We start from the raw sequence: 15199 nt of genomic DNA on the forward strand, positions 1-15199 counted from the left end.
CCACCCCCGGCCCGCACGCGCACTGACACGATCGAGCCCCCGGACCGCAGGCGCCCGGACATGCCGCCCACCCCCGATCGTGCCAGGGTGTTAGAAGCGCACCCCAGGTGTAGCCGCGCAGCGCACGGGAACCCGTGCACACCGGCATGTCGATCAGCGAAACGGAACTGAGATGACCAGCGGCTTCCCCGGCCCCGAGGGCTTCAACTCAGACCCCTTCGGCGAGTTCCTGGCCCGCTTCTTCGGCGGCCCCCGCCCCGGCCCACGCCAGATCAACATCGGCCAGTTGCTCAGCCAGCCGGCCAGGGAGCTCGTACGCGGCGCCGCCCAGTACGCCGCCGAGCACGGCAGCCGTGACCTGGACACCCAGCACCTGCTGCGCGCCGCGCTCGCCGCGGAGCCGACCCGGAGTCTGCTCAGCCGGGCCGGCGCGGACCCCGACTCGCTGGCGACGGAGATCGACGAGCGGTCGGGCCCGGTCCAGCACCCGCAGGGCGAGGTCCCGCCGCCGACGTCGCTCTCCCTCACGCCGGCCGCCAAGCGGGCCCTGCTGGACGCGCACGACCTGGCCCGGGCGCGCGGCACCGGTTACATCGGCCCGGAGCACGTGCTCAGCGCCCTCGCCGCGAACCCCGACTCGGCCGCCGGGCACATCCTCAATGCGGCCCGTTTCGCCCCCTCCGGCCTGCCGCCCGAGACCCCCGACGCCACCCAGCCCCGCCCCGGCACCGACCAACGGTCGCGCGTCGACACGGGCACCCCCACGCTCGACAAGTACGGCCGCGACCTCACCGACCTCGCCCGCCAGGGCCGTATCGACCCGGTGATCGGGCGGGAGGAGGAGATCGAGCAGACAGTCGAGGTGCTTTCCCGGCGCGGCAAGAACAACCCGGTGCTGATCGGCGACGCGGGCGTCGGCAAGACCGCGATCGTGGAGGGCCTGGCCCAGCGGATCGCCGACGGCGACGTGCCCGACGTGCTCAGTGGCCGCCGGGTCTTCGCGCTGGACCTGGCCGGTGTGGTCGCCGGCACCCGCTACCGGGGGGACTTCGAGGAGCGGCTGAACAACATCGTCGGCGAGATCCGCACGCACTCGGACCAACTGATCGTCTTCATCGACGAGTTGCACACCGTCGTGGGCGCCGGAGGCGGCGGCGAAGGCGGGTCCATGGACGCCGGCAACATCCTCAAGCCGGCCCTGGCCCGCGGCGAACTGCACATCGTCGGCGCGACCACGCTGGAGGAGTTCCGCCGGATCGAGAAGGACGCGGCGCTGGCCCGCCGCTTCCAGCCGATCATGGTGCCCGAGCCGACCACCGCGGACGCGATCGAGATCCTGCGCGGTCTGCGCGATCGTTACGAGGCCCACCACCAGGTCCGCTACAGCGACGAGGCGCTCGTCGCCGCCGTGGAGCTGTCCGACCGCTATCTCACCGACCGCCGGCTGCCGGACAAGGCGATCGACCTGATCGACCAGGCCGGTGCCCGGGTACGGCTGCGCGCCCGGACGAAGGGCACGGACGTACGGACCATGGAGCGCGAGGTCGAGCAGCTGACCCGGGACAAGGACCAGGCGGTCGCCGACGAACAGTACGAGCAGGCGACGCAACTGCGCGACCGTATCGTCGAGTTGAAGCAGCGCATCGCGGAGGCCAGCGGCGAGGAGGAGGTCGACGAGGGCCAGCATCTGGAGGTCACCGCGGAGGCGATCGCGGAGGTCGTCTCACGGCAGACCGGCATCCCGGTGAGCAGCCTCACCGAGGAGGAGAAGGACCGGCTGCTCGGCCTGGAGGAGCACCTGCACGAGCGGGTCGTCGGCCAGGACGAGGCGGTGCGCGTCGTCTCCGACGCCGTGCTGCGCTCCCGGGCCGGACTCGCCAGCCCCGACCGGCCGATCGGCAGCTTCCTCTTCCTCGGCCCGACCGGCGTCGGCAAGACCGAACTGGCCCGGGCGCTGGCCGAAGCGTTGTTCGGCAGCGAGGAGCGCATGGTCCGCCTGGACATGAGCGAGTACCAGGAACGGCACACCGTCAGCCGTCTGATCGGCGCCCCGCCCGGCTACGTCGGGCACGAGGAGGCCGGTCAGCTCACCGAGGTCGTACGCCGGCACCCGTACTCACTGCTCCTCCTGGACGAGGTGGAGAAGGCGCACCCGGACGTCTTCAACATCCTGCTCCAGGTCCTGGACGACGGGCGGCTGACCGACTCCCAGGGCCGGACCGTCGACTTCGCCAGCACGGTCATCGTGATGACCAGCAACCTCGGCTCCGAGGCGATCTCCCGGGGCGGGGCCGGGATCGGCTTCGGAACGGGCGACGCCGAGGCCGACGAGAAGGCGCGACAGGAGCAGATCCTGCGGCCGCTGCGCCAGCACTTCCGGCCCGAGTTCCTCAACCGCATCGACGAGATCGTCGTCTTCCGCCAGCTGACCCACGACCAGTTGGAACGGATCACCAACCTGCTGCTGGACAAGACCCGCCGCCTGCTGCGGGCCCAGGGCGTCTCGGTCGACTTCACCGACGCGGCCGTCGACTGGCTCTCCGAGCGCGGCTACCAGCCCGAGTACGGCGCCCGCCCGCTGCGCCGCACGATCCAGAGGGAGGTCGACAACCAGCTCTCACGGATGCTTCTGGACGGCCGTGTCAGCGAGGGCGGCCGGGTGACCGTGGACATGGAGGACGGGCGGCTCGCCTTCCGTACGGAGGACTTGCCGCCCGCTCCCGAGCTGTGAACGCTACGACGACGGCCGCACCACCATCGCCGAGCCGCCGCCCCGCCGTACCTTCTCGGCGGCGGCCAGCCACTTGCCGTCCGGCAGCCGCTGCACAGCCGTGGTCGCGCCGATCTCGGGGTTGAGCCGGAAGCCGTGCCCGATGGACTCCAGCCGCGCCTTCAACGGGCTGTCGTACAGGCCCGGTTCGAGCTCGGTGGTGGTCTGGTTGCGCTGACTTGCGCGCGGCGCGGCGATCGCGTCGACGAGCGGCAGCCCGCGGTCGAGGAAGCCGGTCAGGGTCTGCAGCACGGTGGTGATGATGGTCGCGCCGCCGGGCGAACCCAGCGCCACCACCGGCCTGTTGTGCCGGTCGAGCACGATCGTCGGCGAGATCGACGACCGCGGCCGCTTGCCCGGACCGGGCAGGTTCGGGTCGTGCACGGCCGGGTTGGCCGGGGCGAAGGAGAAGTCGGTCAGCTCGTTGTTGAGGATGAACCCGCGGCCGGGGACCGTGATGCCGCTGCCGCCGGTCTGCTCGATGGTGAGGGTGTAGGCGACGACGTTGCCCCACTTGTCGGCCACCGTCAGATGGGTGGTGTTCTCGCCCTCGTACGTCGTCGGCGCCGCCGTCCCGCCCGCGGCGCAGGCCGCCGGGTTCCGCGGATCGCCGGGTGCGAGCGGGCTGGTGAGCGCGGCGTCGTCCTTGATCAGGCACGCGCGTGAGTCGGCGTACCGCTGGGACAGCAGTTCCTGCGTCGGTACGTCCTCGAAGGCGGGGTCGCCGACCCAGCGCCCGCGGTCGGCGAACGCGATCCGGCTCGCCTCGATGGAGCGGTGCAGGTACTGGATGTCGCTCGCCTTCGAAAGGTCGGTGCTCTCCAGGATGTTGAGGGCTTCGCCGACCGTGGTGCCGCCGGAGGAGGAGGGAGCGATGGAGTAGACACCGAGTCCGCGGTACGTGGTCTTCGTGGGCGCCTGGAGCTTGGCGTCGTAGGCCGCCAGGTCCTTCTCGGACAGCTCGCCTGCACGGGCGTTCCAGCCCGAGGCCGGGTCCACCGGCGGCTTGTTGACCGTGTCGACGATGTCGTCGCCGATGTCGCCGCGATAGATCGCGCCGACGCCCTTCCTGCCCAGCTCCGCGTAGGTGCGGGCGAGGTCGGGGTTCTTGAAGGTGGAGCCGACGACGGGGAGTTCGCCGTTCGGCAGGAACAGCTCGGCGGTGTCGGGGAAGTAGCGGAACCGGGTCTCGTTGGCGGCGGTCTGCGCGCGGAAGGTGGCGTCGACGGTGAAGCCGTCGCGGGCCAGCCGCTCGGCGGGCGCGAGCAGGGTGGCGAGCCGCTTGCTGCCCCACTTGTCGAGTGCCGTCCGCCAGGTGGCGGGCGTGCCCGGGGCGCCGACGCCGAGGCCGCTGCTGACGGCGTCGGCGAGGGCGAGCGGCTTGCCGTTCTCCAGGAAGAGCTCCGAGTCGGCGGTCAGCGGCGCGGTCTCGCGGCCGTCGATGGTCTGCACGGTACGGGACCTGGCGTCGTAGTAGACGAAGTAGCCGCCTCCGCCGATGCCGGCGGAGTAGGGCTCGGTGACGCCCAGCGCGGCGGCGGTGGCGACGGCCGCGTCGACGGCGTTGCCGCCCTTTCTCAGCACCTCGATGCCGGCGGCGGAGGCGTCCGCGTCGACGCTCGCGACCGCGCCGCCGTGTCCGACGGCGACCGGGACCTTCTCGGCCGGTGCCGTCGTGGGGGCCGGGGGCGCCGCGGCCCCCACGGACACCACGGCGGCGGACACCACCAGGACCGTCAGTTTCCGCACGACAGGGCGACGCATCCGCACCTCCAGTCAGGAACCGGTTCGCGCAGCCTAATCCATTGCCATGCTCTCGTCAGGATCACACACCTGTGTGCCGGTCTCATCTCGAACACGGTTTCCCTGCGCCCGCTACCATGCGCGCCCATGGATGACGACGTGCGCAACATCGTCCTGGGTGTGATCGCGGCCGGCCTCAGTGCCGCGATCGGCTGGCTGGCCCGCACCTACTTCTGGAAGCGCCGACTGCGCCGCAAGCAGGCCTTCTTCGGACTGCCCGACAACTCCGAGTCGCTGCTGGTGGTGAACCGCGACGCGGGCGGCACGGAGCTGACGGTGATGCGTCACGACGTCTTCGCCCTGCTGGAACTCTCCGCGCTGATCAAGGACTGCAACGCGAACGCCCAGGTCGTGGCGCACGACGCGGCCCAGCAGGGGTTCGGCGAGCGCACCGAGTTCTGCGTGGGCGGACCGGCCTCGAATCGCCGTATGGCCGCACACCTGCACAGCCTTCTGCCGGGTATACGGGTGAACGTCGACGCGGAACCGGGGCCGGACCGCGGCGCGTTCCAGATAGGCAGCGAGCGCTACCGGCTGGAGGCGGGCAAGAGCGAGTATGTGCTACTCGCCAGGCTCACCGCGGGCCGCAGGGACGGCGCACGCCCGGTGTTCCTGTTCTGCGGCCAGCGCGCGATCACCAACCAGGCCGCGACCCGCTACCTGGCCCGCAATCACGAGCGGCTCGCCAGAAAGCACGGCAACCACACCTTCGTCCTGCTGCTGAAGGTGGTCAACTCGCAGGCGTACGGCCCTGACGTGGTCGAACTGGTCGCCGACGTGACCCGGGCCGCGCAGGCTCCCCTGCCGTCCACGGAGGCCGCTCCTGCACGGACCTCACACCGCGCCCCCTGAGGGCAGCCGCCTCGGCGGCGTCAGCGTCTCCTCCAGGTGGGCGAGCACCCGCAGGTGGTACGCCCGTGCCGCCCACCCCAGGCTGCTGTTGTGCCCGGCGCCCGGCAGCCGCTCCACCAGGACGCGGGGCGCGCCCGTGAACCGTCCGGCGAGGTCGGCCAGGTCGTCGTCGGTGTTCCGCCACCAGGCCTCGTGCTCGGCGAAGGTCAGCCGTACCGGCACCCGCACCCGGGGCAGCAATGTGTCACAGAGCCGGGGCCAGTCCCTGACCCCCTCGGCCTCGCGGCGCGGCATCGGCGCCACCACCCGCTCGCTCGCCAGGAAGGTGCCGGGCGGATACAGAGTCAACGGGCCCCAGTTCAACCGCCGTTGCCGCACGCCGTGCAGTTGGGCGAGGCTGCCCGGGTCGACGGCGAACCGGTGGCCGATCCCGGCCACGTCCACGGCGAGGAGGCTCTCGAGGGACCCGTCGGCGGCCAGGTGCAGGGCCAGTTTTCCACCGTACGAGTGACCCACGAGCAGCACACCGGCACCGGTCGGACACCGCTCGCCGAACTCCATGATCGCCGAGCTCACCGTCACCGCCTGCTCGGCGAGCGTCTGCCCGTCCGGGAGCCGGACGGCCGAGTGGCCGTAGCCGGGGCGGTCCAGGGCGAGCACGGTGAAACCGAGCCGCGCTCCCAACGCGAGCAGGGACAGGTCGGGATGCGCCTGCCCGTCGAAGTAACCCGAGCTCATACCGCCGCCGTGCAGGGCGACCACGGTCGCACGGGGCGCACTCCGCTCCGGCTCGGCCAGCAGTCCGGACAGGGAGACGCCCGCTGCGTCGAGCGTGATCGGCCGCACCTCGGCGGACATCGCTGACGCCGGCTGTTCCGAGGCCGGCAGGACTTCCGTCACAACGCCTCCTTTCTCATCGCCCGACGTGCTGGACGCGTCCAGCCTGCGGGCCGCTCCATGACCCCGCAAGGCGGGCCGCGTTCAGGCCTATGTCCGGTTTGCGGGCTCCCGCAGCGCTGTGTATGGCCGAGGTCGGACGCACGTCGGAAGAACTTCAGCGCTCAATCGTTACTGCCACGTAACTTACCGACGGGTTACCTACGGTAAGGATGCGCGGTTACCGTCGGGTCACTTTGCACTGACACGAGTGAGGAGTGACCCGTGGGACTGCCCCGCAAGGCCCTGCGTACGACCGCCGTGGGCGCCGTCTCCGCGACCCTGGTCGCCGGTAGCGCCCTCGGGCTCACCCCCGCCGCCCAGGCGGCCCCGAACAGCGTCCGCTTCGTCGACATCACCGGCGACGGCGGCACCGTCCTCAAGGCGAACGTCGTCACGCCCGCGGGCGCCGATGCCGGTGACCGCTATCCGCTGCTCGTCCTGCCCACCAGCTGGGGCCTGCCCCAGATCGAGTACCTCGCCCAGGCCCAGCAGCTCGCCGACGCCGGATACGTCGTGGTCAGTTACAACGTGCGCGGCTTCTGGCAGTCCGGCGGACACATCGAGGTCGCCGGACCGCCCGACGTCGCCGACGCGTCCAGGGTCATCGACTGGGCGCTCGCCAACACCCCGTCCGACGCCGGGCACATCGGGATGGCGGGCGTCTCGTACGGGGCCGGCATCAGCCTGCTCGCCGCCGCGCACGACAAACGGGTCCGGGCGGTCGCCGCGCTCAGCGGCTGGGCCGACCTGATCGACTCGATCTACTCCGGCCGCACCCAGCACTCCCAGGCCGCCGCCCTGCTGAACGGCGCGGGCACGCTCACCGGCCGCCCCAGCCCCGAACTCCAGCAGATCTTCAAGGACTTCTTCGCCTCCGATCTGGACCGGGAGGACGAGATGATCACCTGGGGGAAGAAACGTTCCCCCGCGACCTACGTCGACCGTTTCAACGCCAACGGCACCGCGGTCATGCTCGCCAACGCCTGGGGCGACACGATCTTCCCGCCCAACCAGTACGCGGACTTCTACGAGAAGCTGACCGTCCCCAAGAGGCTTCAGCTGCGCCCCGGCGACCACGCCACCGCCGAGGTGACGGGACTGTTCGGGCTGCCCAACGACGTGTGGACCGACACCGGGCGCTGGTTCGACCACCACCTCAAGGGCGCGGACAACGGCATCGACCGCGAACAGCCGGTCCGCCTCAAGTCCCGTTCCGGGGGCGGCTACGAGGACTACCCGGACTGGAAGTCGGTCACCGCGACGAGCCGGAAGATCGCCCTCGCGGACACGACCACGATCCACACGAACGTCAACTCCGGGGCGGACGGCGGGATCATCTTCCTGTCGAGCATCCTCGACCAGGTCGCCCAGGTTCCCCCGATGGCCTCGATCCCCCTGCTCCCGCGCCGCTGGGCCGCCGTCTGGCAGTCGGAGAAGTACGCCACCACCCAGCACGTGCGCGGTACGGCGAAGCTGCACACGACCATCACGCCCACCAAGGAGAGCGGAACCCTCGTCGCGTACCTCTACGACGTGGGCCCGCTCGGCCTCGGCAAGCTGGTCAGCAACGCGCCGTTCACCTTCCACGGGCAGACGCCCGGCAAGCCGTTCGGCGTCGACCTGGAGCTGTTCTCCACGGCCTACGACGTCCCGGCAGGGCACCGTCTCGCCCTGGTCGTCGACACGGTCGACCCGCTCTACATCGAGCACAACCCCTCCGGCGGGCGGCTGACCTTCTCCTCGCCGGCGAACGACCCGTCGTACGTGTCGATTCCGCTGCGCAAGCAGTGATCTGCGGCCGCTGCCGGGCGGGCCTGGCTCGGGGTACTGCTGCCCCCTACGGGATGAACGGCACATAGTAGTCGAGGTGCGCAGCGATGGCCCGACCGGTGGGGGCAGGGCAGGGACCCGGCCTCCGGCCGGTCGGGGGGACACAGGTTCGGACTGCGTCAACAAGCCGGTGTCGAACAGCAGATGGGGGCGGGAGCCGGTCCCCCGCTCGGTGCGGGTGGGTCAGGACTCGGCGACCTCGGCGTACAGCTGGGACAGCTCCGGCACACCATTCGCGGCCCACTCGTGACCGGAGGCCACCACGTCGAACTCGCGGCCGGACTCCAGCCGCACCACCGGCTGGCCGTCGGGCCAGATCTTCCAGGCCGCGCCCGGCACCGTGCGCACGATGACGGTGCCCAGATACAGACCGGCGTCGTTGCCCAGCCAGGGCAGGATCTCCTCGTCGTCCCGCCAGCGCGGCAGCAGCTGGTCGAGCGCCTCCAACGAAGCTGACGTGTCGTCGAGTCGGACGCCCGCCCGGCCCGCCTGGGAGCGGAGCAGCTCGCACTCGGCCAGGAGCTCGGCGATGCCCGTGGGGTCGGGGATCGGGGGCCGCTGGCGGCGGTGGCCGAGGAAAGGGATGTTCATACGTCCAGCCTGTCATTCGCACCCGCGTGCGCACCACAGGCGCGCGGGTGGTCGTGTCCGGTCGTCCGGGCGGTTTCATGCGGTGTTCGCGCATGGTTCGTTGACCGGCCCACTGCCTCCTTTCTAGCTTCACGTGCGTCGTTCGTGTCAGTCCGGAGCAGTGCGGTCAGTCCGGTCAGTGCGGTCAGTCCGGTCAGTGCGGTCAGTCCGGTCAGTCCGGTCAGTCCGGTCAGTGCGGTCAGTGCGGTCAGTGCGGTCAGTGCGGATCACCGAAGAACAGGGAGGGTCGGTTGGTACGCCGAGGTGTCCGGGGGCTCGCAGCCGTCCTCATCCTCTTCGGATCCGTGCTGCTCATGACCTCGGCACAGGCCACCGTCGAGGAGACATCCGCGCCGGTGCCGCTGGAGCAGCTCTTCGACAACACGGCCGTCAGCGATGACACCAGTCCCGCCGAAGCCGACTTCGACGGCTCGGGCACCTCCCTGTCGGCCCAGGACCTCAACGCCGCGGGCTGGACGCCGGGCCGCGCGCTGACCGTGCAGAGCGCCACGCTGACCTGGCCGGACCGGGCGCCGGGCGAGCCGGACAACGTCCGGGCCGACGGCCAGCGCGTGTGGCTGTACGGCACCGGCGACGCGCTCGCCTTCCTGGTCGCGAGCACCGCCGGCGACGAGGTCACCGGCTCGGGCACGGTCTCGTACGCCGACGGGAGCCAGTCGACGTATGTGCTCGGCGCGCCCGACTGGCGACGGGGCCCGCTCGCCACCAAGGCGGTGGCCCTCCCTCACGTCAACACGCCCGGCGGCCAACTCGCCGAGAAGGCACGGCTGTACGTCGTGACCGTACCGATCGTGCCGGGGCGCCCGCTCGCCTCCGTGCAGCTGCCCCGCGCGACCGACCTGCATGTGTTCGCCCTGTCGGTGCGGACGGCCGCGTCCGGCTGGACGGGCAGCTGGGCGACGGCGACGTCCGGCTATCAGGCCGTGGGGCCGTGGACCGACCGGACGCTGCGGCTGGTGGTGCACACCTCGGCGGGCGGGCCGATGGTGCGGCTGCGCTTCGACAACACGTTCGCGGCGGTTCCGGTACGGATCGGGAGCGCGACGGTGGCCGTGCAGCGGGCGGGAGCGACGGCGGGGGGCACGCCGGTTCCGGTGACCTTCGGGAGAGCGGCGGGCGTCGAGGTCCCGGCCGGGGCACAGGTGTACAGCGACCCGCTCGCCTTCGACGTGCCTGCCGACGCCAATCTGCTGGTCAGCTTTCATCTGCCGGGGACGGTTCCGGCGGCGCCCGTGCACCGGCTCGCGCAGCAGCGGTCGTATCTGAGCGAACCGGGCGACCACGCCGCGGACGGCTCGGCGGCCGCGTACACCACGGTCCTGACGAACTGGCCACTGCTGACCGGGGTGGACGTCGGCGGCGGGCCCGGGTCCGTCGTGGTGCTCGGCGACTCGATCACCGACGGCGACAGGTCCACGGTGGACGCCAACCGGCGCTGGCCCGATGTGCTGGCCGCCCGACTGCTTTCGCAGAACGTGGTCCCGCACTACGGGGTGCTCAACCAGGGCATCGGGGGCAACCGCGTGGTCACCGACCGCTACCCAGGGGACGGAGTCTCCAGGGATACGGGCGGGGTGAGCGCGCTCAACCGACTCGACCGGGACGTACACGCCCAGACGTCGGTGCGTACGCTGATCGCCTTCGAGGGCGTCAACGACCTGCTGTCGGGCTCGACCGCGGATGAGGTGACGGCCGGGCTCCAGGAGATCGCGGACCGCGCGCACGCACGGGGGCTTCGGGTGCTGGCGGGCACACTCCTGCCGTGCGGCGGCCAGGCCGGGTGCACGGCGGCCGTGGAAGCCGAGCGGACCGCCGTCAACGCGTGGCTCCGGGACACCGACGTCTTCGACGGGGTGCTGGACCTCGACGCGGTGGTACGGGACCCGCAGCAGCCGACGCGGCTGGCTCCGGCCTACGACAGCGGGGACCACCTGCACCCGAACGACGCGGGGCTCGCGGCGCTCGCGCACTCGGTGGACCTGACGCTGCTGTGAGGGCCGCTACACGTTCAGGTCGACCACGACCGGCGCATGGTCCGAGGCGCCCTTGCCCTTGCGCTCCTCCCGGTCCACGTACGCGTCCTTGACCGCCGTCGCGAACGGCTCGTTGCCGTACACCAGGTCGATCCGCATACCGCGGTTCTTGGGGAAGCAGAGCTGGCGATAGTCCCAGTACGTGAACGGGTGCTCGTACTTCAGGGGGCGCGGGACCACGTCGGACAGGCCCGCCTCGCGCAGGGAGGCCAGGGCGGCACGCTCGGCGGGGGTGACGTGGGTGCTGCCCTCGAACGCGGCCACGTCGTAGACGTCGTCGTCCGTCGGAGCCACGTTGTAGTCGCCCAGCACGGCGAACGGGCGGCTGCCGCCCGCGTCGCCCGCGACGGCTGCCTTCAGGGCCTCGAACCACTGGAGCTTGTAGGCGTAGTGGGGGTGCTCCACCTCACGGCCGTTCGGCACGTACACCGACCAGACGCGGACCGGGCCGCAGGTCGCGGAGATGGCGCGGGGCTCGACCACGCCGTCGAAGCCGGGGTCGCCGGGCAGGCCCTTGACGACGTCCTCGAGGCCGACGCGGGAGAGCACCGCCACGCCGTTCCACCGGCCGGTGGCGTGGACCGCGGCCTCGTAGCCCAGCTCTCGCAGCTGCTCGAAGGGGAACTGCTCCTCGGCGACCTTGGCCTCCTGCAGGCAGAGCACATCGGTGCCGCTGCTCTCCAGCCAGGCCAGCAGCCTCGGAAGGCGGGCGGTGATCGAGTTGACGTTCCAGGTCGCGATGCGCATGTCTCACAACGTACCGGGTGGGTCCGACAACGCGGCCCGCCCGGTCGTCGTCAGACGTCCGCCGAGGCTCCGGGCGCCAGCCGCAGGTGCTCCGCGCCGCCCAGGGCGCCGATCTGGTTGTCGTAGATCGGGCGGGCGAGGTCGGTGAGGAGGGCGTCGTGGATGTCGTAGGCACGCTGCGGCTTGACCTCACGTACGTAGTCGATGACCTCGGAGATCTTGTTCCACGGGGCCATGACCGGCAGCATCAGCGTCTCCACGGGCTGCTCGGGGACGGTGAGGGCGTCGCCGGGGTGGAAGACCCGGCCGCCGTCGATCAGATAGCCGACGTTGGTGATGCGCGGGATGTCCGGGTGGATCACCGCGTGCAGCTCACCGTGCACCTGGACGTCGAAGCCCGCTGCGGTGAACGTGTCGCCGTGGCCGACGGTGTGGACGCGGCCCGGGAACGCCGCCGCGATCTTCTCCGCGACGGACCTGAGCGTCCAGATCTCGGCGGCCGGGTTGGCCTCCAGGCCGGCCCGCAGCCGCTCCTCGTTGAAGTGGTCGGGGTGCTCGTGTGTGACGAGGATCGCGTCCGCGCCGACCGCGGCGTCCGCCTCACTGAATCCACCGGGGTCGAGGACGAGCGTCTGCCCGTCCTTCTCGAGCCGGACGCAGGCGTGCGACTTCTTCGTGAGCTTCATGGGCCCATCCTGCCCCGGTCCGGCGCTGCGGGCCTCGGCCACCGGCCACCCCCGGCTCATTCCTGGGGCGTGGTTTCCTCCCGGATGACCTGCTGGGCCACCTTGAACGCGCTGTTCGCCGCCGGTACGCCGCAGTAGACGGCCGCCTGGAGCAGCACCTCCTTGATCTCGGCCGGGGTGAGGCCGTTGCGCAGGGCGGCGCGGACGTGGAAGGCGAGCTCGTCCAGGTGACCGCCCGCGACCAGGGCGGTGAGGGTGATGCAGCTGCGGGTACGGCGGTCCAGGCCGGGCCGGCCCCAGATCTCGCCCCAGGCGTAGCGGGTGATGAACTCCTGGAAGTCCCCCGAGAACTCGTCGGCCTGCGCCAGCGCGCGGTCGACGTGCGCGTCGCCGAGCACCTCGCGGCGCACCTTGATCCCGGCGTCGTACGGGTCCGGCCGCCCCGCGACCAGCGGCTCCGCGGCGGCCGGGGCGATCTCGGCGATGGGCGCGGTCTGCGGGGGCACCGCGGTGAGGACCGGCTTGACGGGGGCCGCCGCGATGGCCATCTGGCCGGTGGCGTCGAAGCCGGGCTGCCAGGCGGTGGAGAAGTGGGTGACCAGCAGGTCCGTGACCGCCGCGGGCTGTTCCACGGGAACCAGGTGGGAGGCGCCGGGTACGACGGCGAGACGCGCGTCCGGTATGCCGGCGACCAGGGTACGGGCCTCGGCGGGGCCGGTGACCTGGTCCTCCGAGCCGACCAGGACCAGCGTCGGCACACCCACGCGGCCGAGTTCCGGCCGTACGTCGAACGTGGCGAGTGCCTCGCAGGCGGCGATGTAGCAGCCGGGGTCGGTGGTGCGCACCATCTGCACCGCCCACTCGGTGATCGCCGGCTGGGCGGCGGCGAACCCGGCGGTGAACCAGCGGTCGGGTGCGGTACGGGCGATCGGGTCGAGCCCGTTCGTCCGCACGATCACGCCGCGCTGGCGGAACTCGTCGGCCGTGCCGAAACGCGGCGAGGCGGCGATCACCGCGAGCGAGGCGAGGCGCTCGGGGTGGCGCAGGGCCAGTTCGACGCCGACCGCGGCGCCGAAGGCGCAGCCCGCGTAGCCGAAACGCTGCACGCCCAGACCCTCGAGCGTGGCGAGCAGCCGGTCGGTGAGGTCGGAGACGGAGCCCGCGGGGTAGGCGGGGGCGCCGCCGTGTCCGGGCAGGTCGAACCGGAAGACCCGCCACTGCTTGGTCAGCTCCGGGACCTGGCGGTCCCACATGTGCCATGTGGTACCCAGTGAGGGACCCAAGATCAGGACCGGAGCGTCTTCTGGCCCGTCAAAGCGGTATTGCAGGGTGTTCGGTGGTGTCTCACTCACCCGCCTGAGCCTCTCATCTGTCACGACAGCCCCTATAAGCGGGGTCCTGACTGTAGCTGTTTGACCAGGTGGAAGACCTCCCGAGCAGCGTAGCGCTTGAGGCAACGGACGATTTCGCGCCGGGTCTTGCCCTCTTTGATCCGGCGCTCGTAGTAGTCCTGAGTGCGCGGGTCGACCCGTAGACGGGTGAACACGATGCGATGGAGCGCGGCATTGGCCTGCCGGTCGCCGCCGCGGTTGAGGCGACGGTACTGCCGGCGTCCCGAGGAGCGCTCGACAGGGCTGACACCGCACAACGCAGCGAAGGACGCCTCACTGTCGAGCCGTTCCGGGTTGTCCCCCACCGTGATCAGCAACGTGACCGCCGTATCCGGACCGATCCCCACCACGTCGAGCAGCTGCGGGGCATGGCATTCCACGAGCCGGGCAAGACGAGCCTCGACGTCCCGGATCTCCTCGGAGAGCTGGCCTATCCGGTGAGCCAGCACGCCCAGCGTGATCCGGGTGGCCTGCACCACCGGCTCCGCGCCGACCTCTTCGCGACCACGCGCATCGGTGAACTGTGCGCAGATACGGAAGAGTTCGGCATTGCCCAGTCCGGCCAGTTCCTCCCGCAAGACGGGGTCCGCAGTGACGAGTACGGCCTTGAGCTGGTTGACGGCCTGGGTGCGGGCTTTGACGGCCGACGCCTTCGTGAGTTTGTACATTCTCGCGATCTGCACTGGCCCGTCGCCCGTTTTGGCCCGGGCACGGGCCCGCCCGCTCAACACGGATCGCGCCGCATTCTGGGCATCGAGCGGATCCGATTTACCGCGCCGCCGACGATCCGCCCGATCCATCCAATTCACGTCAAACACGTCCACGCCCTGGGCCAGCAGATAGCGGGACAGGGACGCCCCATAGGAGCCGGTCCCCTCCACGCCGGCCCGCCTGACAGCTCCCAACTTCCTGGCCCACTTCAGCAGATCGCGGTATCCCGCCACGGTGGCCGGGAACTCGCCGGTGGCCAGCACTGTCCCCGTCACGGAGAGCACCGCAGCCACATGGGCATCCCGGTGCGTGTCCACGCCCAGCACCACCTCCCCCGCAGGGCGGCGACGGCGGGCCCGCTCAGCAGGCGGCGTACTGGACATGGTCGATCTGGACATGCCCGGTCCCCTTTCCGGTCCGATGGCGCGTCGCGTTGCCGGTACCGGGCCGCGTCGGGCGGTCAGAATCGTGAGGACGCAACAACGATCGGCAGGCCCCTATCGGGACACGCTCCGTCGGCCCGGTACCGACAACGCACCATCCCTGGCCAACGGCCGACACTGTGTGATCGGGACACTTTGGTCAGGCATGTCATGAGTCAGACCCCGGACCCGGGATAGCACCCACCCATCCTCCCGCCCGTCACAGCACCCCCATCTAGAAACACTGAGCATGCTCAGTCCCAGCCCTTGGCACATCCTGGATCTGGCTCCTGCCGATCGTTATACGGCACAGAAGCCGGCATCTTTGTTCAGGTCGCTTCGCGACCGGGGCGGCTTCTCCACG

Annotated in this window: 11 protein-coding genes; 4 read left to right on the forward strand and 7 right to left on the reverse strand. The window is 71.1% G+C overall.

All coding sequences use genetic code 11. The annotated features are described in order from the left end of the window. Window positions 1-172 precede the first annotated feature (172 nt). Complete coding sequence (locus ACKTSN_RS08805) at window positions 173-2731, forward strand: ATP-dependent Clp protease ATP-binding subunit (RefSeq protein ID WP_409468575.1); 2559 nt, start codon at window positions 173-175, stop codon at window positions 2729-2731. Between the two features lie 3 nt (window positions 2732-2734). On the opposite strand, the gene ggt is transcribed toward ACKTSN_RS08805, so the two are convergent. Next, a complete protein-coding gene (ggt, locus tag ACKTSN_RS08810) occupies window positions 2735-4534 on the reverse strand; it encodes a gamma-glutamyltransferase (RefSeq protein ID WP_409468576.1) in 1800 nt (599 codons plus the stop codon). Window positions 4535-4660: 126 nt separating this feature from the next. On the opposite strand from ggt, the gene ACKTSN_RS08815 reads away from it, so the two are divergent. Further along, window positions 4661-5425: a hypothetical protein gene (locus ACKTSN_RS08815; RefSeq protein WP_409468577.1), complete on the forward strand. Its 765-nt coding sequence runs from the start codon at window positions 4661-4663 to the stop codon at window positions 5423-5425. Here the strand turns inward: ACKTSN_RS08815 and ACKTSN_RS08820 are convergent. Beyond that, window positions 5408-6283, reverse strand: coding sequence for an alpha/beta hydrolase (locus ACKTSN_RS08820; RefSeq protein ID WP_409474778.1), 876 nt, complete (start codon window positions 6281-6283; stop codon window positions 5408-5410). The genes ACKTSN_RS08815 and ACKTSN_RS08820 overlap by 18 nt on opposite strands. A 303-nt stretch (window positions 6284-6586) precedes the next feature. On the opposite strand from ACKTSN_RS08820, the gene ACKTSN_RS08825 reads away from it, so the two are divergent. Next, complete coding sequence (locus tag ACKTSN_RS08825) at window positions 6587-8155, forward strand: CocE/NonD family hydrolase (protein WP_409468578.1); 1569 nt, start codon at window positions 6587-6589, stop codon at window positions 8153-8155. A 222-nt stretch (window positions 8156-8377) separates the two neighbouring features. Here ACKTSN_RS08825 and ACKTSN_RS08830 read toward each other — a convergent pair whose 3' ends face one another. Beyond that, entirely contained in the window at window positions 8378-8785 is a 408-nt protein-coding gene (locus tag ACKTSN_RS08830; protein ID WP_409468579.1) for a DUF6278 family protein, read from the reverse strand. Window positions 8786-9138: 353 nt separating this feature from the next. On the opposite strand from ACKTSN_RS08830, the gene ACKTSN_RS08835 reads away from it, so the two are divergent. Next, entirely contained in the window at window positions 9139-10839 is a 1701-nt protein-coding gene (locus ACKTSN_RS08835; RefSeq protein ID WP_409474779.1) for an SGNH/GDSL hydrolase family protein, read from the forward strand. A 6-nt stretch (window positions 10840-10845) separates the two neighbouring features. Here the strand turns inward: ACKTSN_RS08835 and ACKTSN_RS08840 are convergent, their stop codons facing one another. Genes ACKTSN_RS08840 through ACKTSN_RS08855 form a run of 4 tightly spaced genes read right to left on the reverse strand, consistent with a single transcriptional unit; the run spans window position 10846 to window position 14796 of the window. Continuing rightward, window positions 10846-11625 carry an exodeoxyribonuclease III gene (locus ACKTSN_RS08840; RefSeq protein WP_409468580.1) on the reverse strand — a complete coding sequence of 260 codons (780 nt, stop codon included), beginning with the start codon at window positions 11623-11625 and terminating at the stop codon, window positions 10846-10848. A 50-nt stretch (window positions 11626-11675) separates the two neighbouring features. Continuing rightward, the gene (locus tag ACKTSN_RS08845; protein ID WP_224737034.1) at window positions 11676-12311 is read right to left on the reverse strand and encodes an MBL fold metallo-hydrolase; all 636 of its coding nucleotides are present in this window, start codon (window positions 12309-12311) and stop codon (window positions 11676-11678) included. A gap of 56 nt (window positions 12312-12367) precedes the next feature. Next, window positions 12368-13663, reverse strand: a complete 1296-nt coding sequence (pcaC, locus tag ACKTSN_RS08850; protein WP_409468581.1) for a 4-carboxymuconolactone decarboxylase — start codon at window positions 13661-13663, stop codon at window positions 12368-12370. Window positions 13664-13695: 32 nt separating this feature from the next. Next, window positions 13696-14796, reverse strand: coding sequence for an IS110 family transposase (locus tag ACKTSN_RS08855; RefSeq protein ID WP_431197161.1), 1101 nt, complete (start codon window positions 14794-14796; stop codon window positions 13696-13698). Window positions 14797-15199 lie beyond the last annotated feature (403 nt).

The organism is Streptomyces flavusporus, assembly GCF_046267975.1.
Taxonomy (GTDB): domain Bacteria; phylum Actinomycetota; class Actinomycetes; order Streptomycetales; family Streptomycetaceae; genus Streptomyces; species Streptomyces flavusporus.

Bases quoted from the DNA above. Each gene is read 5' to 3' on its own strand.
- ACKTSN_RS08805 (WP_409468575.1), top strand. From the start codon at position 173: ATGACCAGCGGCTTCCCCGGCCCCGAGGGCTTCAACTCAGACCCCTTC.
- ggt (WP_409468576.1), bottom strand. From the start codon at position 4,534: ATGCGTCGCCCTGTCGTGCGGAAACTGACGGTCCTGGTGGTGTCCGCC.
- ACKTSN_RS08815 (WP_409468577.1), top strand. From the start codon at position 4,661: ATGGATGACGACGTGCGCAACATCGTCCTGGGTGTGATCGCGGCCGGC.
- ACKTSN_RS08820 (WP_409474778.1), bottom strand. From the start codon at position 6,283: ATGTCCGCCGAGGTGCGGCCGATCACGCTCGACGCAGCGGGCGTCTCC.
- ACKTSN_RS08830 (WP_409468579.1), bottom strand. From the start codon at position 8,785: ATGAACATCCCTTTCCTCGGCCACCGCCGCCAGCGGCCCCCGATCCCC.
- ACKTSN_RS08835 (WP_409474779.1), top strand. From the start codon at position 9,139: ATGACCTCGGCACAGGCCACCGTCGAGGAGACATCCGCGCCGGTGCCG.
- ACKTSN_RS08840 (WP_409468580.1), bottom strand. From the start codon at position 11,625: ATGCGCATCGCGACCTGGAACGTCAACTCGATCACCGCCCGCCTTCCG.
- ACKTSN_RS08845 (WP_224737034.1), bottom strand. From the start codon at position 12,311: ATGAAGCTCACGAAGAAGTCGCACGCCTGCGTCCGGCTCGAGAAGGAC.
- ACKTSN_RS08855 (WP_431197161.1), bottom strand. From the start codon at position 14,796: ATGTCCAGTACGCCGCCTGCTGAGCGGGCCCGCCGTCGCCGCCCTGCG.